The following is a 20,848-nucleotide window of genomic DNA, read 5'->3' on the forward strand; positions in this document are numbered from 1 at the left end:
CCCGTCCCGCCCTCCGTGGCTGCGAGCCGCCCGTGCCGGACCGCGCCACCAGCGCGAGCCCGGAGCGCGGCCGGGCGGGCGGGGATCGAGGACCGGCACGCGTTCGCTCGGCCGTAGCCGCGGGGAGTCCGTCCTCCCCGGCGTCGTGCGGTCCCCCAACGGCGCGCGCTTCAGGAGGCGGGCCGAAGACCGGTCCCGGACGTGTGCGTCCCCCGCTCGCCGCGTTCGCGAGCCGGAATCCGGCCGGGCAGCTCCGGCGGGGGCGACCGCCCGGTGGCGCCTCCTCCCGGCCGCATGTCGGTGGGCGGGCGCTCCGGCGCCCGCGCGGAGGTCTCGCCGGCGGTCCCGGCGTGGCGCTGGCCGGACCGCCGGCCCGGATGTGGACGCCGCGTCCACCCCTTCCCACCGGCGGACGCTGCCTCCACCGGCCGCAGAGCGACGGGTGACGCCGGGCTCACCGGCCGTTCGCCGGACCCCCGCGCGCCACGCCGACGGTCATCGCCGGCCGGGACCCGCCTGCCGCGGCAGGTCCCCGTCGTCCGGCGGCCGGTAGCGCACCCCGACGGTGGCGAGGATGGCGCCCAGTTCCGCCTCGAACATCGGCCGCATGTCGTCCATGACGAACGTCAGATGCCGGAAGACCTCCATGGAGACCAGCCCGTAGAGCCGGACCCAGCACGCGACCAGCACGCGCATCGCGCCGGGGGAGACGTTCGGTGAGCGGAAGCCGGTGTGCTCGGCGAACGCGAGCAGCCGTTCGGTCAGCTCCGGCGGGAGTTCGCTCTCGGGCGGCACCGGGAACCGCTCCTCCTCCAGCAGCTGGTCGAACAGCGTGAAGAACATCGCCGAGAACGCCTGGCTGGCGGCGAGTGCCTCGCCCTCGTGCGGGCAGCCGGCGTGCTCGTGGCTCGGCGGCCCGAACAGCAGCGTGAACTCGCTCTCGTTGGCCACCGCCCAGGAGCGGAAGGCGCGCAGCGCGGCCAGGATCCGCCCGTCGAGGTCGTCCTCGGGGACGGTCTCGCTGGCGCCGCGCACGGCTTCGGCGAGCTCGGTGAAGAAGTCGGCCTGGAGGGCCAGCAGCAGGTCGCTCAGGCTCGCGAAGTAGCGGTACAGCCCCGGGGCGGTCATCCCCATGTCCCGGGCGATGCCGCGGAGCGACACTCCGGACGGCCCGTGCTCGGTCAGGTGCCGGCGGGCGGTGGTCTTGATCTCGGCGAGTGTGGTCTCCCGCACACGTTCCCGCCGGGACATGCCGCGCGACGGGTCCCCCGTCGGGCCGCTGGGTGCCGCCTGATCAGCCACGTTCCGTCCTTCGGTGCTGCCGCGCGCGGCCCGGCCGGCCGCGACGCGACCTTGACATGGTCGGTGTCGAGCGCTTCGGTGAACACCGTATGCTAACGGCGTTCACTTTCATGACGCCCATTCACCAACCTAACACCCGGGAGGCGGTTTCATGTTCTCCGCGCTGGGCGGCTTCGCCTACCGCGCTCGGATCTGGCTGCTCGCCGCGACAGCCCTGTTCCTGGTCTTCGCCGTCGGGTGGGGCGGCGGGCTCTTCGGCGCGGTGAGCGACGGCGGCTTCCGCGACCCCGACGCCGAGTCCTCCCGCGCCACCGAGCTGATCGAGGAGGAGCTCGGGCATGACGCGGTCGACGTCATCGCCGTCTACCGCAGCTCAGAGATCACCGTGGACAACCCCACGTTCGCCACCGCGGTGCAGCGGACCGTGGACCGCCTCCCCGAGAGCGCCACCGCCTCCGTCACCAGCTACCTCGACGAGGGGCTGTCCGAGCGCGAGCGCGGGGCGCTCGTCTCCAAGGACCAGCACGCCACCTACGTCGCCATCACCCTGGCCGGGGACAGCCGGGAGGAGCGGATGGCGAACTTCGAGGAGATCCAGGCCGACCTCGACGCCGGCCCGCTCGACACCTCGCTCGCCGGCGCGATCCCGATGGAGCACGAACTCTCCGCGCGGGCCGAGAGCGACGTCGTGCGCGCCGAGATGATCTCGCTGCCGATCCTGCTCGTGCTGCTGGTGGCCATCTTCGGCGGCGTGGTCGCCGCCCTCATGCCGCTCGCGGTCGGCGGACTGGCGATCCTCGGTTCCCTCGTGCTGCTGCGCGCGCTCACCTACGTCACCGAGGTCTCGGTGTTCGCCGTGAACGTCGCCACGATCCTCGGCCTGGGCCTGGCCATCGACTACGGGCTGTTCATGGTGAACCGGTTCCGCGAGGAGCTCGCCCGCGGCGGCGACGCGCGGTCGGCGCTGCCCACCACGCTGGCGACCGCCGGCCGCACCGTCGCGTTCTCCGGCGTCACCGTGCTGATCGCCTTCGGAGGACTGCTGTTCTTCCCGCAGCCGATGCTGCGCTCCATCGGCCTCGGCGGCATCGCCGTGGTGCTGTTCGACCTGGTCGCCGCCCTGGTGGTCCTGCCCGCCCTGCTCGCGGTGATCGGGCACCGGATCGACGCGCTACGGCTGCCCTGGCCGCGGCGGGCCCGGCCCGCCGGCGCGTCGGAGCGCACCGGCCCGTGGGCCCGCCTGGCGCACAACGTCATGCGGCGCCCGATCCGCTACGTGCTGGTCGTCGGCGTGCTGCTCCTGGTCTCCGCCTCCGCCCTGCTGTCCAGCCGGCTCGGCATGACCGACCACCGCTACCTCCCGGAGGAGGCCGGCAGCCGCACGGCCATGGAGGCCCTGCGCGACGACTTCTACGGCGGCGGTACCGGCACGCTCGACGTCGCGGTCGCCGGCGCGGTCGCCGACGAGGACATGTCGGACTACGTGCGGCGGCTGGAGGCGCTGGACGGCGCCAGCGGCGCGGCGCTGCTGCGCGCGGAGGGCGACGTCGCGCACCTCGCGGTGAACTACGAGGGCGAGGCCGACGACGCGGCGACCGCCGACCTGGTGCGCGACGTGCGCGCGGAGGCCGGACCGGACGGCGCGCGGGAGGTCCTGGTCGGCGGTGCGGCGGCGGAGCAGCTGGACAGTGTCGCGGGCATCGTGGACGCCGTCCCCTGGACGCTCGTCTTCATCGTCACCGTCACCCTGGTGCTGCTCTTCCTGGCGTTCGGCTCCCTCGTGCTGCCGGTGAAGGCCGTCCTGATGGGGTTCCTGTCGCTCGGCGCCTCGCTGGGCGTGGTCATCTGGGGCTTCCAGGAGGGCCACCTCGGCGGGCTCCTCGGGTTCGACGCCGTGGGGACGATCGACCCCACCTACCTGGTGCTCATCCTCATCGTGGCCTTCGGCCTGGCCATGGACTACGAGCTGTTCCTGCTCAGCCGGGTCCGCGAGGAGTACCTGGCCACCGGCGACAACGCGCACTCGGTCGCCGTGGGACTGCAGCGCACCGGCGGGATCATCACCAGCGCCGCGCTGCTGCTGGTCGTGGTGCTCGCCGCCATGGGATCGTCGGAGCTGCTGTTCCTCAAGATCATCGGCGTCGGCCTGGCGGTCGCGGTGGCGGTGGACGCCACCCTGGTCCGCGCACTGCTGGTACCGGCCACGATGCGGCTGCTCGGCCGGGCCAACTGGTGGCTGCCCAGGCCGCTGCGCCGGCTGCACGACCGGGTCGGCATCACCGAGAGCGAGGAGGTGCCGGCGGCCGGCCGCGTGCCGGACGACCGGCTCACACCGGTGCGCTGACCGGGCCGATGAGGGGGGAGCGCCGCCGCGGGCGGTGCTCCCCTTCGGCGTCTCCGGCCCCGGTCACCCCTCGTCGGAGCCGTCCTCGGTTACCGCCCGCTCGTAGGTGAGCATGGTGTCGACGAACAGCCGCCGCTCGGCCGGGGTGAGCGGCTCCAGGGCCACCCGCCACGCCCGTGCCCCCCCGCGACAGCCAGGCGTCGATCGCCGGGCGGTGCTCCTCCGGGCGGCGATCTCGTTCACGCTCATCGGGCCGTCGAAGGGGTCACCGTGGAGACCGGTGACGGACGGGAGGTGACGGCCTGGCCCGCGACCGCGGTCGAGGTGCGCGGCGCGGAGCGCGACCGGCTCTACGCCGCACAGGCGGAGCGGGTGCCCCTCTTCGCGCACTACCAGGGGGCACCTCCCGGGTGATTCCGGTGGTGGCGCTGTACCGGGCGGACCGGGCCCACCCCTCGCGCGCGGCGGCCCTCGGCGAGGAGCTGCGCCGGGTCCACGCGCAGCTCCGCCGCGACCGACCGCCGGGGGAGGGGGAGTGACGGCCGTGTCCGGGAGAGCGCGGCCGCGCTCTCCCGGACACGCCGTGCTAGACCGCCTTCAGGCCCCCGGGGTGGAACCGGGCGCCGTTCACCTTCTCCGAGACGCCGGTCCGGTCCAGGTACGGCGTGATACCGCCCAGGTGGAACGGCCACCCCGCCCCCGTGATGAGGCACAGGTCGATGTCGGCGGGCTCGGCGACCACGCCTTCGTCGAGCATGATCCGGATCTCGCGCGCCAGCGCCTCCAGCGCGCGGTTCAGGATCTCCGGCTCGGCGGAGGGCCGGTCGCCGCCCTCGAACAGCGCCCGGACCTCCGGGTCGATCTGGAAGTCCGGCCCGTAGATCGCCGTCTTCCCGGCCTCGACCAGGGCCCGGTGCTGGCCGGATACCCGGAACCGGTCCGGGAACGCGGCGGCCAGCGTCTCCGACACGTGCAGGGCCACCGCCGGGCCGACCAGCTGGAGCAGCAGCAGCGGGGGCATCGGCAGCCCGAGCGGCGCCACCGCGCGGTCGGCGACCTCCGGATCGGTGCCCTCCTCCACGGCGGCCAGCACCTCGCCCATGAACAGCGTGAGCAGCCGGTTCACCACGAACGCCGGCGCGTCCTTGACCAGGACCGCGCTCTTCTTCAGACCCTTGGCCGCGGCGAACGCCGTGGCGAGGGTGGCGTCGTCGGTCCGCTCGCCGCGGATGATCTCCAGCAGCGGCAGCACGGCGACCGGGTTGAAGAAGTGGAAGCCCACCACCCGCTCCGGGTGCCGCAGCCCGCTCGCCATCTCGGTGATCGAGAGCGAGGAGGTGTTGGTGGCCAGGACCGCCGCGTCGGAGACGACCGCCTCCACCTGCGCGAACACCTGCTTCTTGACCGACATCTCCTCGAACACGGCCTCGATCACGAAGTCCGCGTCGGCGAAGGCGTCGTAGGACAGCGAACCGCTGACCAGGCCCTTGAGGCGGTTGGCCTTGTCGGCGGAGACCCGGCCCTTGGCCAGCAGCCGGTCGACTTCGCCGTGCACATAGCCGACCCCGCGGTCCAGGCGGTCCTGGTCGAGGTCGGTCAGCACCACCGGGACCTCCAGCCGGCGGGCGAAGAGCAGCGCGAGCTGCCCGGCCATCAGCCCCGCGCCGACCACGCCGACCTTCGTGACCGGGCGGGCCAGCGCCTTGTCCGGGGCGCCGGCGGGCCGGCGGGCACGCTTCTGGTTGAGGTCGAAGGCGTAGAGCCCGGCCCGCAGCTCGTCGCTGACGAGCAGGTCCGCCAGGGCGTCGTCCTCGGCGGCGAACCCCTCGTCGCGGCCGCGGTCCTTGGCCGCGGCCACGAGGTCCAGCGCCCGCAGCGGCGCGGGCGCGGCGCCGTGCAGCCGGCCCTCGACGGCGAACCGGGTGTCGGCGACCGCCCGGTCCCACGCCTCGCCGCGGTCCACCTCCGGGCGCTCGACGGTGACGTCGCCCTTCACCACGCGCGCCGCCCAGCGCAGGGACTCCTCGACGAAGTCGGCCGGCTCGAAGATCGCGTCGGCGACCCCCAGCTCGAAGACCTCGGGCCCCTTGATCGTCCGGTTCTGGGCGAGGGGGTTGTCGATGATGAGTTTGAGCGCCCGCTCGGCGCCGATGAGGCGCGGCAGCAGGTAGGTGCCGCCCCAGCCGGGGACCAGGCCGAGGAACACCTCGGGGAAGGCGAAGGCGGCGATGCCGGAGGAGACGGTGCGGTAGCGGCAGTGCAGCGCCACCTCCGCGCCGCCGCCCATGGCGGCGCCGTTGATGAACGCGAAGGTCGGCACGTCGATCTCGCCGAGCCGCCGCAGCACGTCGTGCCCGAGTTGGGCGATGGCGTGCGCCTGCTCGCGGTTCTGGATCCGGGGGACGCCGTTGAGGTCGGCGCCGACCGCGAAGATGAAGGGCTTGCCGGTGATGGCGACCGCGGCGATGTCGGTGCGGGCCGCCGCGGCCTCGATGGCCTCCTTCAGGCTGCGCAGCCCGCCCGGCCCGAACGTGTTGGGCCGGGTGTGGTCGTGGCCGTTGTCGAGGGTGATGAGCACGGCGGTCCCCGCGCCGTAGGGGAGCTCGACGTCCCGGGAGAGGGCCCTGGTGACGACCTCGTCGTCGAACAGCGCGCGGGCCTGGTCGATCGGGCTGCTCACTTGGCGTTCCCCTCCCAGTTGGTGTTCTCCCAGAGGACCGTGCCGCCCATGCCCATGCCGACGCACATCGTGGTGAGCCCGTAGCGGACGTCCGGGCGCTCGGCGAACAGCCGGGCGAGCTGCATCATGAGCCGCACGCCGGAGGAGGCGAGCGGGTGGCCGAGGGCGATCGCCCCGCCCCACGGGTTGACGCGCGGATCGTCGTCGTCGAGTCCGAAGTGCTCCAGGAACGCCAGCACCTGGACCGCGAACGCCTCGTTGATCTCGATCAGCCCGATGTCGGACATCTCCAGGCCCTGGCGGGCGAGCAGCCGCTCGGTGGCGGGCACCGGGCCGACCCCCATGAACTCCGGCTCCACTCCGGCGAAGGAGAAGTCCACCAGCCGCATCCGGGCGGTCAGCCCGAGTTCGGCGGCCACCTCCTCGGCGGCGAGGACGGCGCCGGTGGCGCCGTCGTTGAGCCCGGCGGAGTTGCCCGCGGTCACGTTGCCGTGCGCGCGGAAGGGCGTCTTCAGGCCGGCCAGCCCGGCCATGGTGGTCCCGGGCCGCGGCGGCTCGTCGGCGGTGGCCAGCCCGTAGCCGAGTTCGGCCGAGCGGACGAGGACCTCCACCAGGTCGGGCTGGAGCCGGCCGTCGGCGTAGGCCTTGGCGACCTTCTCCTGGCTGCGCACGGCGTAGGCGTCGGCGCGCTCCTTGGTGATGCCCGGGAAGCGGTCGTGCAGGTTCTCCGCGGTGCTGCCCATGACCAGCGCGGAGGGGGCGACGAGCTTCTCGGACAGGAAGCGGGGGTTGGGGTCCACGCCCTCGCCCATGGGGTGCCGGCCCATGTGCTCCACGCCGCCGGCGATGACGACATCGTAGGCGCCGAAGGCGATGCCGGCCGACGTGGTGGTCACGGCCGTCATCGCGCCGGCGCACATCCGGTCGACGGCGAAGCCCGGGACGCTGCGCGGCAGCCCGGCCAGGAGGGCGGCGCTGCGGCCGATGGTCAGGCCCTGGTCGCCGATCTGGGTGGTGGCCGCGATGGCGACCTCGTCGACGCGCTCCGGCGGCAGTCCGGGGTTGCGGCGCAGCAACTCGCGGATGACGCGGACCACGAGGTCATCGGCGCGCGTCTCGGCGTAGAGGCCCTTGCCGGCCTTGCCGAACGGGGTGCGCACCCCGTCGACAAAAACGACGTCTCGGGCAGTTCGCGGCACGGTCGCCCTCCTTGCTCACGTGGACGGTGGACTTGCTCCCCTCATGCTACTCGTGAGTAACTACGAGTGCGAGCGAAGTCGGCGACCCGGTCAGGCTTTCCGCCGCCGGGGCGTGCCGTCCCGGGGCCGCGCGGAGTCGGGACGGCACCCGCCGCCGGCACCGCCGACCCTGGCCGGCGGGGCCCGCTCCCGGGGGCGGCGGAGGCCGCGTGGCCGGATCCGGTTGGCGGGCGCGGGCACGGACCGACCGCGGATCGCGGCCGGCCTGCCGTGGCGGATCGCGGCCGCGCGGTTCGGTCGGAGCGGACGGCGTGCTGGCGCACCCGGCGGTGCGGCCGCGCTGGTGGGTCCGAGGGCCGATGCCGGGCTGGCTGCCGCAGGCGGTCCGGGACAGGGACGGCGCCGGTGACGTGGGGTGGACCGTCGGCGTCGGCTCCTGGTCCGCCCGCGTGCACCAGCACGCGGCTGGGGTGCGAGGGGCACGCGGACCCGGCAGGGGCGATCGGGAGCGATCGGGCGGTGAGCATGCCGCCGCCGACCCTGGCCATCGGGCGTTGGCGGCACCGGCTCGATCCGGGCCCAGGCCGCCTCGCCAGCCCGCCGCGCCGCCCCGCGACGGTCATGCGGCCGGACCCGGCCACAGGACCGCCCTCCCCGCACCACCCGACGCCGTGGACCGGCCCGCACCGCCGGACACCCGGGCATGCCCGCCGCCACCGTCCACCGCGTCCTCGCCCGCCACGGCGGCGCCTCGGTCGGAACCAGAGTGGAGCGGGGGCCGACCGACGACGGCGACGCCTACCGGTCCCACGACCGGCGTGAACTCATGGCCGCCCATCAGATCACGCCCAAACGCACCCGCCCCTATCGGCCGCAGACCAACGGCGAGGTCGAACGTTTCAACCGGACCCTGCTCCAGGAGTTGGGCCTGCGCACACCCTTACCAGTCAGAGGCCCAACACCGGCGAGCGCGCCCGGGAGGGGCGCACCACTCCAAGCACCACCGGTGCCACACCGCGATCGGCGTCCCACCCGCATCCCGCGCTACCCACCTCACCGGCCAGCGCGCCTAACGCGGGTCGGCGCCCGCGCTGCCCACGGGGACGCTTCCCGCGGTCGCCGCGCGGGCCGCGGCCAGCTGGGCCCGGCACCCCGACGTGGTGCGGTGCTCCGGCCCGTAGCGGCGTGCGGCGTCGGCGCAGGCGCGGCTGAGGTGGGCGATCGCCTGGGGGAGGTGGCCGGCGGCGCGGTGCGCCTCGGCCAGCCGGCGCCGGATGCGCAGCGTCTCGGAGCCGTCGGGGCCGCTGGCGTGGATGGCGTAGGTGAGTGCCACCTGGTAGTGGCGGATCGCCAGCTCCGGCCGGCCGGCGAGCAGGTGGCCGCGGGCGAGGTCGTCGTGGCTGGTCAGCGTGGCGGGATGCCCCGGGCCGAGCAGCGCGGTGTGGTGCGCCAGCGCGCACGCGTCCGCCCGCAGCCGCTGCTCCAGCGCCGCCGCCGCCGGGACCGGGCGCGGCCGCTCGAACAGCCACCAGGACGCGGCCGGGAACCCCACGGCGAGCATCAGGAACAGCGCGGCCCCGGCCGACGCGTGCCCCTCCGACCACAGGACCCCGCCCAGAACGGCGGCCACCACGACCTGACCGACCAAGCGCACCAGTCTGACCCGCTCCACGGCGCTCCGTCCCGCGTCGCCTGAATAACCGATGCGTAACATTCCACATCGATCGCTCGGCTAACCCTGCCAGTCGCAAAACGGGCAGTTTGGTGAGAGTGGCCTAGCCAGCCGAGCCCGCGGCACCATCGCCGCCGCCACTGGGGCGGGCGCCGCACGCCCGCGCCGGACGGCCGCGGCGAGGAGGGGCCAGCCGCCGGCCCGCTCGGTCCCGGGGGCTTCCATCCGCCAGCCCCCGGCGACCGCTTCGTCGAGGACGGCCCGCACCCGCCCGGGCTCGTGCGGGTTCGCCCGGACGTCCTGCGCGGTGCACACGGCTCCGGAGGGGACCAGGCCGCCGGGGACCAGCCGGCCGGTGCCCCGCCGGAACTCGGACCAGCAGCCGCCCGGCCGGTCCGCGGCGGCGCAGCGAGCGGGCCTCGCGGCAGTCCGGGTAGCGGTCCGCCGTGCCGCGCCGCTCCGGGGCGGTACCGTGCGCGTGGCGGACCGACCACACGACGACCGCGCCGCCGACCACGAGGCGCCGCGCCGCACGCGCCGCTCGCGCCGTCAGTACAGCGCGGCCGCGTCCCGGGCCCGGCCGACCGCCCGGTAGGCGCCGGCCAGGTCGCGGCGCACCCGCATGGCCAGCATCCGCACCTCCGGATCGCCGGCCGCGGACAGGCAGTTGCGGTAGGTGGCCTCGAGGGCCTCGATCCCCTCCGGGTCGCGCCCGGCGTCGCGGTAGGCCCGGCCGAGCTGGTGGTGGATGACCAGGGTGTCGTGGTGGCGGCCGCCGAGCCGGCGCCGGCGCTGCGCCAGCACCATGCGCAGCTGCTGGACCGTGTCGTCGTGGCGGCCGGCCGCCCGGAACGCGCGTCCCAGCCCGATGCGCAGGTTCTCCAGCTCTTCGGAGGCGGCGCCGGTGGAGTCCTCGATCGCCCGCTCGTAGTGCGCGATGGCGGCGTCGGAGCGCCCGGTCCTGCGGTAGGCGTAGGCCAGCCGGGTGCGCGCGGTGACGGTCTCCGCCGCCGACGCCCCGAGCCGCTGCTGGCGCTGCTGCAGCAGGACCTCCCACTGGGCGCCCGCGTCCGCGTACCGGGCGGCGTCCTCGTAGCAGAGCGCGAGGTTCTCCCGGATGACGTCGGTCTGCGGGTGCTCCTCGCCCAGCGCCGACACGGAGTCCGCCAGGGCGCGTTCGAACTGCTCGATGGCCGCCGTGCGGCGGCCGATCTGGGCGTACTTGCTCGCCAGGTTGTTGCGCGCGGCGATGCTGCGCGGATGGTCGGCACCGAGGGTGTCGACGTACTCGTGCAGGGTGCGCTCCAGCCACGCGGCGCGCTGCGCGGGGGTCGCGCCGGAGCCGGGTGCGGCCGGGGCCGGCGGCTCGTGGGCGTCCGGCGCCACGGCGCCGGCCCGCTCACCCAGGCGACGCAGCGAACGCCACAGCGACACCACACTCACCACCCCGGCACGCCCGAGCGCGCTCCGCCACCGCACCTTGCTGTTCCGCATCAACAACAACACGATTCAGTAACTTAGTCGGCGTTCGCCTGTGCTGGGGGCCGTTACTCGGACGACATCCCCCGTGAGTTCGGTCACTCTTCGCAGAAGGTGCGGAACCGCTGGTCCCGGGCCTGGTCCGGCGGCCGCCGGCCGGGCGCGGCGGGCACCGCGCCCGGACCGCCGGCGGCTACCCCATGGACCGCCGAAGTGCCGTTGTCAGCGCCTCGGACGTGAGGCCGATCTGCCACTCGCGGGCGTTGTGCTCGCGCAGGTGCTCGGCGACCGCCGCCTCGGTGGGCCGGACCGGCGGCGCCCACGCCAGGCGGCGGACGGCATCGGGCTGCAGCAGGTTCTCGGTGGGCATCGCGACACGCTCCGCGATGGCACTCACCGCGGCCCGCGTCGCCTCCAGGCGGCGGGCCGCCGCCGGGTCGCGGTCAGCCCAGCGGTTGGTCGGCGGCGGGCCGTCGCCCGGCGCGCTCGGCTGCGGCAGCTCTGCCGGCGCCATGTCGCGGACCCGGTTCACCGCCTTGATCCACGTGGAGACGTAGCGGCGGGCCAGCCGGACCGTGAATGGCTTGATCGCCGTCAGGTCGGGCGCGGTGCGCGGCATGGCCAGGGCGGCCTCGACGATCGCGGCGTCGGGCAGCACGCGGCCGGGGGAGATGTCGCGCTCGCGGGCGATGCGGTCCCGCTCCTGCCACAGCTCCCGCACCACGCCCAGGGCGCGCTGGTTGCGCACCCGGTGGATGCCCGACGTGCGCCGCCACGGATCGGGCCGCGGCTCCTTCGGGGGAGCGGCCAGGACGGCCGCGAACTCCTCGCGCGCCCACTCCAGCTTCCCGGCTGCGGCGAGCTCGCCCTCCAGGGCGTCGCGCAGCTCCACCAGGATCTCGACGTCGAGGGCGGCGTAGCGCAGCCAGTCCTCCGGCAGCGGCCGTACCGACCAGTCCACCGCGGAGTGCTCCTTGGCCAGCCGCAGCCCGAGCACACTCTCCACCATGGAGCCCAGGCCGACCCGCTGGTAACCGAGCAGCCGGCCGGCCAGCTCGGTGTCGAACAGCCGGGCGGGGCGCAGGTTCACCTCGCTCAGGCACGGCAGGTCCTGGTGCGCGGCGTGCAGCACCATCTCGGCGCCGTCCACCGCGGCGTTCAGCTCGCCCAGGTCCGGACAGGCGATCGGGTCGATCAGCGCCGATCCCGCGCCGTCGCGGCGCAGCTGGACGAGGTAGGCGCGCTGCCCGTAGCGGTAACCCGAGGCCCGTTCGGCGTCCACGGCGACCGGCCCCGCACCATCGGCGAACGCCGCCACGACACGGGCGAGGTGCGCCGCGTCGCCGACGACCGGTGGCAGGCCCTCACGTGGCTCCCGTAGGAGGGGCGCGGGCTCGACATCGCGCCCGTCCTGGGATTCGGGTTCCGGATCACCTGTCTTCGAGTTCAGCACGTTCGCCACAGCACTACGGTATGCGCTCCCAGCGGCGGGGCGGCGCCCCGGCACCCGGGACCGCGCCCGCGCGGCGCCCGGCCGGGCGCCGCGCCGGCTCCCTCAGCCCTCCTGCCGCGGCCGGCGCTGGGAGATGTCGGTGACGTCGACGGGCGGCAGACCCGCGGCCGAGGCGAGCAGGTCCAGCCACGCCGCCATGTGCCCGGACAGGTCCTCGTCCGTCGGCGACCATGAGGCGCGCAGCTCCAGCTCGGTGGAGGTCGGCTGGTCCGACTTGGTGCCGAACCCCTCGGTGGTCGCCCGGGTCACGGTGCCGCTCAGCGCCCGGTGGTCGGCGCCGCGGCCCGCCAGCGCCTCCGCCAGCCAGCTCCACGCCACCTGCCCCAGCAGCGGATCGACCGAGATCTCGGGCTCCAGCTCCGCGCCGACGTAGGCGACCACCCGGAACGGCCCCGGCCACTCGCGGGTGCCCTCCGGATCGTAGAGGACGATGAGCCGGCCGAAGGCGACGTCGTCGTCCTCCAGCCGGACGGTCGCCGACATGGCGACCGCGTGCGGCGCGAGCCGCTGCGGGGCCGGGATGTCCTCGACCTTCACCTCGGGCCGTACGGCCGTTCTGCGCAGGCTCTCGACCGCTCGCTGGAACGCGGGAGGCGCATCGTCGACCCTACCGACAGGGGGCATGATGGAAACGTCAGCCTTAATCTTGGAACCGCCACTTCGCGCCGCCGATCGCGGAGAACCGGTGGCCGCCCCTCGACGGTGGCACGAGTCACGCCCGGCCCCGGGGAGCTTTTCCGGCGTGTCGGTGTTTTGTGATGATCTTGGGATGTGTGGCGGCATGGAGCCGTTACCGCCGGCGCGGCCCGCCCCCGGGGCGGACCAGCCCGCGGCGCATGGCACGATCGACGGTGTGACGTTGCACGACTCTCCCTTTCTACGCGCCTGCCGGCGCCTGCCGGTGCCGCACACGCCGGTGTGGTTCATGCGCCAGGCCGGCCGCTCCCTGCCCGAGTACCGCCGGGTGCGCGCCGACGTCCCGATGCTGGACGCGTGCGCGCGGCCCGACATGATCGTCGAGATCACCATGCAGCCGGTGCGCCGCTACGGCGTGGACGCCGCGATCTACTTCAGCGACATCGTGGTGCCGCTTAAGGCGATCGGCCTCGACCTCGACATCAAACCCGGCGTCGGCCCGGTGGTCGCCGACCCGATCCGCGACGCCGGGGGTGTGCGGCGGCTCCGCGACCTGGAGCCCGACGACGTCCCCTTCGTCACCGAGGCGATCGGTGAGCTGGTCGGTGAGCTGGGCGACCGCCCGCTCATCGGGTTCGCGGGCGCGCCCTTCACGCTGGCCTCGTACCTGATCGAGGGCGGGCCGTCGAAGAACCACGAGAACACCAAGGCCATGATGTACGGCGCGCCCGAGCTGTGGGCGGAGCTGATGCGCCGCCTGTCGGCCGTCACGCTCGGCTTCCTGCGGACGCAGGTCGCGGCCGGCGCCAGCGCCGTCCAGCTGTTCGACTCGTGGGTGGGCGCGCTCAGCGCCGAGGACTACCGCACCAGCGTGCTGCCCCACACCGCGTGGATCTTCGAACGGCTGGCGGAGCTGGACGTGCCGCGCATCCACTTCGGCGTGGGCACCGGCGAACTGCTGGGACTGCTCGGCGAGGCCGGCGCGGACGTCGTCGGAGTGGACTGGCGGGTGCCGCTGGACGAGGCCGCCCGGCGGGTGGGGCCGGGCCGGGCGCTGCAGGGCAACCTCGACCCGGCGACGCTGTTCGCGCCGTGGGACGTGGTGGCCGAGCGCGCCCGCGACGTCCTGGCCCGCGGCCGTGCGGCCGAGGGGCACGTGTTCAACCTCGGGCACGGCGTCCTGCCCACGACCGACCCCGACGCGCTGGCCCGCCTCACGGAGTTCGTGCACGAGGAGTCCGCGGCCGCGGCGTGAACCGCGGGCGCGCCGGGCGGAGCCGTCCGAGTACGCCCGCCGGCCCCCCCGGAGGGGACGGCCGGTGCGGGCGCGGCGTCAGGACGGCGCCCGGTCCGCGGCGGGGGAGCCGGCCGGCTCATCCCCCGCGGGGCCGTCGGCGGACTCCGCGGCGGCCTCCCGGGCTTCGGCCGTGCTCCGGGAGCGGCGGCGCCGGCGCCACAGCCACCAGGCGGGGACCCCCGGGAGCGCGGCGGCCGCGAGGAAGGGCAGCAGCCAGCCGGCGGCGGTCGCGGCGCCGCGCAGTACGGCCAGCAGGGCCGCCCAGCCGGCCAGCACGCCGTCCGTGAAGCCGCCCGAGCCCTCCCCGTCGGCGGCGGTGCGCGGCGGCAGCAGCTCCAGGTTGACGGTGCCGTAGGCGGTCTGCCCGGCCAGCGCCTGCTGGCGGGCCTGCAGCGCTTCGAGCTCGGCCTGGCGGGTGCTGATCTCGCTCTCCACCGCGAGGACGTCCCGCACGTTGTCCGCGTCGTCCAGCAGCGCGCGCAGCCGCTCCAGGGTGGCCCGGGCGGACGCCACCCTGGACTCGACGTCGGCGACCTCCTCGGTGACGTCCTCGACCGTGCGCTCCAGGCGCAGCCGGTCGCCCAGGTCGCCGAAGGCGTCGAGCGCCTCCTCGTAGCGGTCCACCGGGACCCGCACCGACAGCGTGGCGCCGGCCGGTCCGTCGCCGCCCAGCGACTCGCCGGCCACGTACCCGCCGGCCTCGGCCACCTTCTCCCGGGCCGCGTCCGCGGCCTCGTCGACGTCGGCCACCCGGACGCTCATGTCCGCGGTGTGCACGACCGTGCGTTCGCTCACATCCACGTCCGCGCCGACGGCCGCGCCGGCATCGGCGGCCGCGGCCCCGTCCCGGGCCCCGGGGGCGTCGGCCGGGGCGGGCGCGCTCTGCGCCAGTTCCGCCGACCCCGACTCCGACCACGGCGAGCAGCCGGCCAGCAGCGCGCCGGCCAGCAGTGATGCGAGCAGCGGGACCAGCAGGCCCCGCGCGGTGCGTGAAGGATGCATGCCCGTCCGACGCCGCCCGCGTGATCCGCGTTGCGGCCGGCCCATCACGAGCCTGTCACGGTTCGCGATCACGGGGCCGGATCGGGCCCTCCCCAGGTATCTGGGAAGCTGGGGGCATGCAGACGAAACCGCACGTCGCCGTGGTCGGCGGCGGGGTGGCGGGGCTCACCGCCGCCTACCGCCTGTCGCGGGCCGGGCACTGGGTCACCGTGCTGGAGGCCGCGCCGCGCCTCGGGGGCAAGCTGGACGCCTCCACGGTGGCCGGCGTGCCGGTGGACGCCGGAGCCGAGTCGGTCCTCGCCCGCCGCCCCGAGGCGCTCGACCTGATGCACGAGCTCGGGCTGACCGACCGGATCGTGCACCCGAGCTCCGCCGCGCCGCGCGTCTACAGCCGCGGCGCGCTGCGGCCGCTCCCCGACGGCCACGTCATGGGGGTGCCGGGCGACCTCGCCGCGCTGGCCCGCAGCGGGGTGCTGTCCCCGGCCGGCCTGCTGCGCGCCGCACGCGACCTCGTCTGGCCGCGCACCCCGGTGCGCGCGGACGTGCCGGTCGCCGCCTACGTCGGTGTCCGGATGGGGGCGGAGGTCGTCGACCGCCTGGTCGAGCCGATGCTCGGCGGCGTCTACGCCGGCCGCGCGGACCGGCTCTCCCTGGACGAGACCCTGCCGCAGCTCGCGCCGCTCGCGCGCACCGAGCGCTCGCTCGCGGCCGCGGTGCGCGCCGTGCGGGACCGGCAGGCCCCGGCCGCCGGTGCCCCGCCCCGCCCGGTCTTCGCCGGCCTGCGCGGCGGTCTCACGCAGCTGGTGGACGCGCTCGCCAAGCTCGGCGGCGCCGAGGTGCGCACCAGCGCCCCGGTGCGCGAGCTGCGCCGCGACGGCGCCGGCTGGACGCTCACCACCGGCCCCGAGGACGCCCCGGCGCAGCTGTCCGCCGACGCGGTGGTGCTCGCCTGCCCCGCTCCCGAGGCGGCCCGGCTGCTGCGGGCGGCCGCTCCGCAGGCCGCGGCAGAGCTCACCGGCATCGAGTACGCGGGAATGGCCATCGCGACGTTCGCCTACCGGGCCTCGGCCTTCCCCGCGCCGCCCGACGGCAGCGGCTTCCTCGTCCCGGCCGGCGAGGGCCGGACGATCAAGGCCGCCACCTTCAGCAGCGTCAAGTGGCCCTGGCTGGCCGAGGCGCTGAGCGCGGCGCACCCGGACGAGGACCTGGTGGTCGTGCGCTGCTCGATCGGGCGCTTCGGCGACGACGCCGCGCTGCGCCGCCCGGACGAGGAGCTCGCCGACCTCGCCGCCGCCGACCTCGCCGCCGTCTGCGGGCTCGGCGAGCCGCCGGTCGACCAGCGGATCTCCCGCTGGGAGCCCGGCCTGCCGCAATATGCTGTGGGCCACGCGGCCCGCGTCGCCCGCGCCCGCGCCGCTCTGGCCGGCCTCCCCGGCCTCGCGCTGTGCGGAGCCGCCTACGACGGGGTGGGCATCCCGGCCTGCATCGCCGGCGGCACGGCGGCCGCCGCGCGCATCGCGGCGGGCTGACCGCCGCCCGGGGGCCGGCCGGCGGCTGCGCGCGCCCGGCCCCGCCCGCCGTACACCACACCGACCGACAAGGGAGTCAGACGTGACCACCGGGCATGACACCTCCGCGGCCGCGGCCGCCGAGGAGCTCAACAAGATCATCCGCTACACGATGTGGGCGGTGTTCCGGGTCGGCGACCTCGCCGCGGTGGACCGGGCCGCGGCCGGCGACGAGCTGGCGCGGCTGCTCGACGCCTCCGCCGAGAAGGGCGTCACCACGCGCGGCTGCTACGACGTGCAGGGCTTCCGCGCCGACGCCGACGTGATGTTCTGGTGGATCGCCGACAGCTCGGAGGCGCTGCAGGAGATGTACGCCGCCTTCCGGCGGACCCAGCTCGGACGCCGGAGCACGCCGGTCTGGTCGGTCGTGGGCCTGCACCGCCCGGCCGAGTTCAACCGCGGCCACGTGCCGGCGTTCCTGGCCGGTGAGGAGCCGCGCGACCACATCTGCGTGTACCCCTTCGTGCGCTCCTACGAGTGGTACCTGCTGCCGGACGCGGAGCGGCGGGCCATGCTGGCCGAGCACGGCCGGATGGCGGCGCCCTACCCCGACGTCCGCGCCAACACGGTCTCGACCTTCGCGCTCAGCGACTACGAGTGGCTGCTGGCCTTCGAGGCCGACGACCTGCACCGGATCGTCGACCTCATGCGCCACCTGCGCGGCGCGGAGGCGCGGCGGCACACCCGGCTGGAGGTCCCCTTCTACACCGGGCGGCGCAAGAGCGCGGCCGAGCTCGTCGAGGCGCTTCCGTAGCGGAGGCGACCGGGGCACGAATCCGGGCGGATCGGCGGGTCCTTACACGAAGCTCACGGTATTCGCGGTATAACTGAACACGACTCACGAAGGCGACTCCGGCCGCCGCGCGGCACCGGGGACCGTCCGGGGTGGGGACGTCGTCCCACCGCCCGCCGCCCGGCCTCGGCAGCACGGCTGCGGCGGTGTCGGAGCCGCCGGTGCGCCGGCGGCCCGTCCGCGGCGAGGCGGCCGGCGTCCCCGCCGCGCTCCCGGCGTGCGTGAGCGGTCCCGGTCCTCTTCGGCGCCGCCCGCGTCGGTACGTGCGGCGGGTCTGGCCCACCCCGGCGGTCCGGTGCCCGGCGACCGGACTCCGGCTGTACCCGCGATCCCGTCCCGGACGAACGCGGCTTCCCCCTTATTTTTCCGTCCCCCGAGAGATCAACGAGGACAATGGGACCTGTGAACTGGTCTGCAGCGCTCGCCACCACGACCACCGAAACGGCCGTGGACCCCTCCGCCGGCTACGAGGGCTTCATCGGCTGGGTGCTCGGCCTCATGACCACGCTCGGCGAGGTCGGCGTCGGCCTGGCGCTCCTTATCGAGACGTTCTTCCCGCCGATGCCGAGCGAGGCGGTGCTGCCCGGTGCCGGATTCCTCGCCTACGAGGGCCAGATGAACGTCTGGCTGGCCATCCTGGCGGCCACGCTCGGCGCGCTGGTCGGCGCCTGGGGCTTCTACGCCATCGGCGCCCTCCTCGGCCGCGAGCGCACCAAGTGGCTGGTCGAGAAGATGCCGCTGATGGAGGTCGAGGACTTCTACAAGGCGGAGCGCTTCTTCGAGCGCTGGGGCGGCATCGCCGTCCTCGTCGGCCGCTGCGTCCCGCTGGTGCGCAGCTTCATCTCGGTGCCGGCCGGCATCGAGCGGATGCCGATCTGGAAGTTCTCGGTCTACACCTTCGTCGGCAGCGCCGTCTGGAACAGCCTGTGGATCGGCCTGGGCTTCGCGTTCGGGCCCGCGATCAAGCCGGTGCTGGAGGAGTGGAGCGGCGTCATCAGCAACGCGGTGCTCGTGGTCATCGCGCTGCTGTTCGTGTGGTTCGTCATCGTCCGGGTGCGCAAGCTGCTGCGCCGCCGCCGCGACGGCGGTCAGGGGCCGTCCGCCCCCGCCGCCCCGATGCCGGCCGCGGGCGAGGGCCGGCACCGCGCCGGCTGACGGCTCCGCCGGCCGGCGCCTGAGACGCCGAGGGGGCGCGCCCGTACGGGCGCGCCCCCTTTCTCGTGCGCGGTGCGGCCGGCGCCGCGGTCAGTGCTCCCGGGCGGGCGGCACCGCGACGACCTCCGCCTCGTCCGGGCGTGGCCCGCGGCGGGTCAGCATCACGTGGAACGGGATGGCGAGGACCAGCAGCAGGAGCAGGCCGCATCCGGAGTACAGCAGCGCCGCCCCGCCGGGCGCGTCGGCCGCCCACGCGGTGAGGCACGCCACCCCGGCCAGGATCGTCGCGAGCACGCCGTAGGCCATCCGGCCGCGCGGCTTCGGGTACTCCACCCGGCTCACCATCAGCCACGCCACCAGCAGGATCGCCGCCGTGCCCAGGTGGCCCGGCGGGTCCAGCAGCACGACGGTGATGACGGTCATCGCGCCGAGCGGGCTCGGCAGCCCGGTGAAGTAGCGCGCGCCGGGCGCCTGGCAGGAGAACCGCGCGAGCCGCACCACCACCGCGAGCAGCACCGCGGCGGCCGCCGCGATCGGCAGCACGCCGCCCCCCGAGCTGCTGCCCCAGACCACGACGAAGAACGCGGGGGCGAACCCGAAGCTGATCACGTCGGCGAGGTTGTCCAGCTCGGCGCCCATACCGCTGCCGCCGAGCTTGCGGGCCACCCGGCCGTCGAACAGGTCGCAGACGGCGGCGATCAGCAGCAGGACCACCGCCGCGGTGACGTCGTGGCGCTGCAGCGGCCCGTGCAGGCCGGCCTCCATCTGGCCGGCCTGGGCCGCGGCCAGCTGCCAGACCGCCATGAAGCCGCACAGCGCGTTGCCGAGTGTCAGGTAGTCGGCGAGCACCAGCCGGACGGGAGGCGCCGCGTCGGTGCGGACGACCTCGGGCAGCGCCTCCTTAATCGCGGTCAAGGCGCGTTTCTCCCGCCCTGACCTTCTGCCCCACCTCGACGGCCGGGGTGATTCCGGCAGGTAGGTAGACGTCGACGCGGGAGCCGAATCGGATGAGGCCGATCCTCTCCGCCTGCTCCACCTTCTGCCCGACCGCGAAATACGGGACGATGCGCCGGACCATCGCACCCGCGATCTGAATGACCGTGACCTCGCCGATTTCGGTCTCGAAGGTCCAGATGACCCGTTCATTGCGCTCGCTGTCCTTGTCGAATGCCGGCCGGAAGCCCCCGGGACGGTGCTCAACCCCGGTCACCGCACCGGCGACCGGAGCACGGTTGACGTGCACGTTGAGCGGATTCATGAATACGGCGACGCGGGTGCGTCCGTCCGCGGTGGTGTCGATGGTCTGCACGACACCGTCGGCGGCGCTGAGCACCCGCCCGCTCGCGGGGCCCCGTTCGGGGTCCCGGAAGAACCATGCCATGCCGACCGCCAGCCCGACCGCGGGAACCGCGAGGGCGCGGGCGAGCCGCGAGCGGCGGCCGGCGAGCACGGTGCCCGCCGCGACGGCGCCCGCCGGCACCAGCCAGGGGGCCGAGCCCCTTGCCATGCGCGGCAGCAGAGCGGAAGAGGCGACAGAGTGATAGTCGTCGGTCATTGGGAGCTTTCGTCGAAAAGCCGTACGGCGGAAGACCTGAATTGAGGGGAGGCCAGGGATGAATGAAGCAGGATGCTATGCCACCGCGTCGTCGGCCTCCAGCCGGAGCGCGACGGAGTTGATGCAGTAGCGTTCGTCCGTCGGTGTCGGATAGCCCTCGCCGCGGAACACATGGCCGAGGTGGGAGTCGCAGCGGGCGCACCGCACCTCGGTACGTATCATGCCGAGCGAGCGGTCCTCGTGCAGGGTTACCGCGTCGCTGTCGGCCGGATCATAGAAGCTCGGCCATCCGCAGTGCGACTCGAACTTCTCGGTGGAGCGGAACAGCTCCGCGTCGCAGGCCCGGCAGTGGTAGACGCCGGCGGTCGTGGTGGAGACGTACTCGCCGCTCCACGGCCGCTCGGTCGCCGCCTGGCGCAGCACCGCGAACTCCTCCGGGCCGAGTTGCGCCCGCCATTCCCGCTCGGTCTTCTCGACCGGCGACCTCGCATCGTCCATGACAGTGACGCTACCTCGATCCGGGACCGGACGCCGGAAGCGCGCCACGTCCGTAGTGCCGGGTACGCCGGTCTGTGGGGTTTTCCGGCATGTCCTTCCGTTTCTCGGAGAACGAGATGTTTGGTGGGCAATGTTAGGTCCACAAGCCGTCACGA

Annotated in this window: 17 protein-coding genes and 1 pseudogene; 7 read left to right on the forward strand and 11 right to left on the reverse strand. The window is 74.8% G+C overall.

Annotated features, from left to right (window positions below):
- Positions 1 to 495 precede the first annotated feature (495 nt).
- A complete protein-coding gene (locus tag DEF28_RS12815; RefSeq protein WP_114396048.1) occupies positions 496 to 1,251 on the reverse strand; it encodes a TetR/AcrR family transcriptional regulator in 756 nt (251 codons plus the stop codon).
- 202 nt (positions 1,252 to 1,453) lie between these two features.
- Between DEF28_RS12815 and DEF28_RS12820 the strand changes: the two genes are divergently transcribed.
- Together DEF28_RS12820 and DEF28_RS12830 are read left to right on the forward strand one after the other, a co-directional pair.
- The gene (locus DEF28_RS12820; RefSeq protein WP_114396047.1) at positions 1,454 to 3,646 is read left to right on the forward strand and encodes an MMPL family transporter; all 2,193 of its coding nucleotides are present in this window, start codon (positions 1,454 to 1,456) and stop codon (positions 3,644 to 3,646) included.
- Positions 3,647 to 3,916: 270 nt separating this feature from the next.
- Positions 3,917 to 4,060: a hypothetical protein gene (locus tag DEF28_RS12830; protein WP_181874189.1), complete on the forward strand. Its 144-nt coding sequence runs from the start codon at positions 3,917 to 3,919 to the stop codon at positions 4,058 to 4,060.
- A 172-nt stretch (positions 4,061 to 4,232) separates the two neighbouring features.
- On the opposite strand, the gene DEF28_RS12835 is transcribed toward DEF28_RS12830, so the two are convergent.
- Both DEF28_RS12835 and DEF28_RS12840 read right to left on the reverse strand, forming a co-directional pair.
- On the reverse strand, positions 4,233 to 6,326 hold the full coding sequence (locus tag DEF28_RS12835; protein WP_114396046.1) for a 3-hydroxyacyl-CoA dehydrogenase NAD-binding domain-containing protein: 2,094 nt from the start codon (positions 6,324 to 6,326) through the stop codon (positions 4,233 to 4,235).
- Positions 6,323 to 7,525 carry a thiolase family protein gene (locus DEF28_RS12840; protein WP_114396045.1) on the reverse strand — a complete coding sequence of 401 codons (1,203 nt, stop codon included), beginning with the start codon at positions 7,523 to 7,525 and terminating at the stop codon, positions 6,323 to 6,325. The genes DEF28_RS12835 and DEF28_RS12840 overlap by 4 nt, the downstream gene beginning before the upstream one ends.
- An 826-nt stretch (positions 7,526 to 8,351) precedes the next feature.
- On the opposite strand from DEF28_RS12840, the pseudogene DEF28_RS29130 reads away from it, so the two are divergent.
- Positions 8,352 to 8,411 (forward strand): annotated as a pseudogene (locus tag DEF28_RS29130) (hypothetical protein); the annotation flags it as partial.
- 183 nt (positions 8,412 to 8,594) lie between these two features.
- Here the strand turns inward: DEF28_RS29130 and DEF28_RS12850 are convergent.
- The 4 genes from DEF28_RS12850 to DEF28_RS12865 form a co-directional block, all read right to left on the reverse strand.
- Positions 8,595 to 9,197: a tetratricopeptide repeat protein gene (locus DEF28_RS12850; RefSeq protein ID WP_158562808.1), complete on the reverse strand. Its 603-nt coding sequence runs from the start codon at positions 9,195 to 9,197 to the stop codon at positions 8,595 to 8,597.
- A 549-nt stretch (positions 9,198 to 9,746) separates the two neighbouring features.
- The gene (locus tag DEF28_RS12855; RefSeq protein ID WP_114396043.1) at positions 9,747 to 10,691 is read right to left on the reverse strand and encodes a tetratricopeptide repeat protein; all 945 of its coding nucleotides are present in this window, start codon (positions 10,689 to 10,691) and stop codon (positions 9,747 to 9,749) included.
- 178 nt (positions 10,692 to 10,869) lie between these two features.
- A complete protein-coding gene (locus tag DEF28_RS12860) occupies positions 10,870 to 12,138 on the reverse strand; it encodes an HRDC domain-containing protein (protein ID WP_114396042.1) in 1,269 nt (422 codons plus the stop codon).
- Positions 12,139 to 12,231: 93 nt separating this feature from the next.
- A complete protein-coding gene (locus tag DEF28_RS12865) occupies positions 12,232 to 12,813 on the reverse strand; it encodes a DUF3000 domain-containing protein (protein ID WP_114396041.1) in 582 nt (193 codons plus the stop codon).
- Positions 12,814 to 13,105: 292 nt separating this feature from the next.
- Between DEF28_RS12865 and hemE the strand changes: the two genes are divergently transcribed.
- A complete protein-coding gene (hemE, locus tag DEF28_RS12870; protein WP_233515277.1) occupies positions 13,106 to 14,080 on the forward strand; it encodes a uroporphyrinogen decarboxylase in 975 nt (324 codons plus the stop codon).
- Between the two features lie 78 nt (positions 14,081 to 14,158).
- Here hemE and DEF28_RS12875 read toward each other — a convergent pair whose 3' ends face one another.
- Positions 14,159 to 15,124, reverse strand: a complete 966-nt coding sequence (locus DEF28_RS12875) for a DUF4349 domain-containing protein (RefSeq protein ID WP_158562809.1) — start codon at positions 15,122 to 15,124, stop codon at positions 14,159 to 14,161.
- A gap of 116 nt (positions 15,125 to 15,240) precedes the next feature.
- Between DEF28_RS12875 and hemG the strand changes: the two genes are divergently transcribed.
- The 3 genes from hemG (at position 15,241) to DEF28_RS12890 (ending at position 18,640) form a co-directional block, all read left to right on the forward strand.
- Positions 15,241 to 16,653 carry a protoporphyrinogen oxidase gene (gene hemG / locus DEF28_RS12880; protein ID WP_114396038.1) on the forward strand — a complete coding sequence of 471 codons (1,413 nt, stop codon included), beginning with the start codon at positions 15,241 to 15,243 and terminating at the stop codon, positions 16,651 to 16,653.
- Positions 16,654 to 16,804: 151 nt separating this feature from the next.
- Positions 16,805 to 17,446: a hydrogen peroxide-dependent heme synthase gene (hemQ, locus tag DEF28_RS12885; RefSeq protein WP_114396073.1), complete on the forward strand. Its 642-nt coding sequence runs from the start codon at positions 16,805 to 16,807 to the stop codon at positions 17,444 to 17,446.
- Positions 17,447 to 17,887: 441 nt separating this feature from the next.
- Positions 17,888 to 18,640: a DedA family protein gene (locus DEF28_RS12890; protein WP_233515275.1), complete on the forward strand. Its 753-nt coding sequence runs from the start codon at positions 17,888 to 17,890 to the stop codon at positions 18,638 to 18,640.
- 90 nt (positions 18,641 to 18,730) lie between these two features.
- Here the strand turns inward: DEF28_RS12890 and DEF28_RS12895 are convergent, their stop codons facing one another.
- From DEF28_RS12895 to msrB, 3 genes are all read right to left on the reverse strand, one after another.
- On the reverse strand, positions 18,731 to 19,555 hold the full coding sequence (locus DEF28_RS12895; protein ID WP_233515276.1) for a CDP-alcohol phosphatidyltransferase family protein: 825 nt from the start codon (positions 19,553 to 19,555) through the stop codon (positions 18,731 to 18,733).
- Positions 19,542 to 20,195, reverse strand: a complete 654-nt coding sequence (locus tag DEF28_RS12900; protein ID WP_114396036.1) for a phosphatidylserine decarboxylase — start codon at positions 20,193 to 20,195, stop codon at positions 19,542 to 19,544. The genes DEF28_RS12895 and DEF28_RS12900 overlap by 14 nt, the downstream gene beginning before the upstream one ends.
- Positions 20,196 to 20,270: 75 nt before the next feature.
- Entirely contained in the window at positions 20,271 to 20,693 is a 423-nt protein-coding gene (gene msrB, locus DEF28_RS12905) for a peptide-methionine (R)-S-oxide reductase MsrB (protein ID WP_114396035.1), read from the reverse strand.
- Between the last annotated feature and the right edge of the window lie 155 nt (positions 20,694 to 20,848).

Source organism: Marinitenerispora sediminis, from assembly GCF_003336425.1.
GTDB lineage: Bacteria > Actinomycetota > Actinomycetes > Streptosporangiales > Streptosporangiaceae > Marinitenerispora > Marinitenerispora sediminis.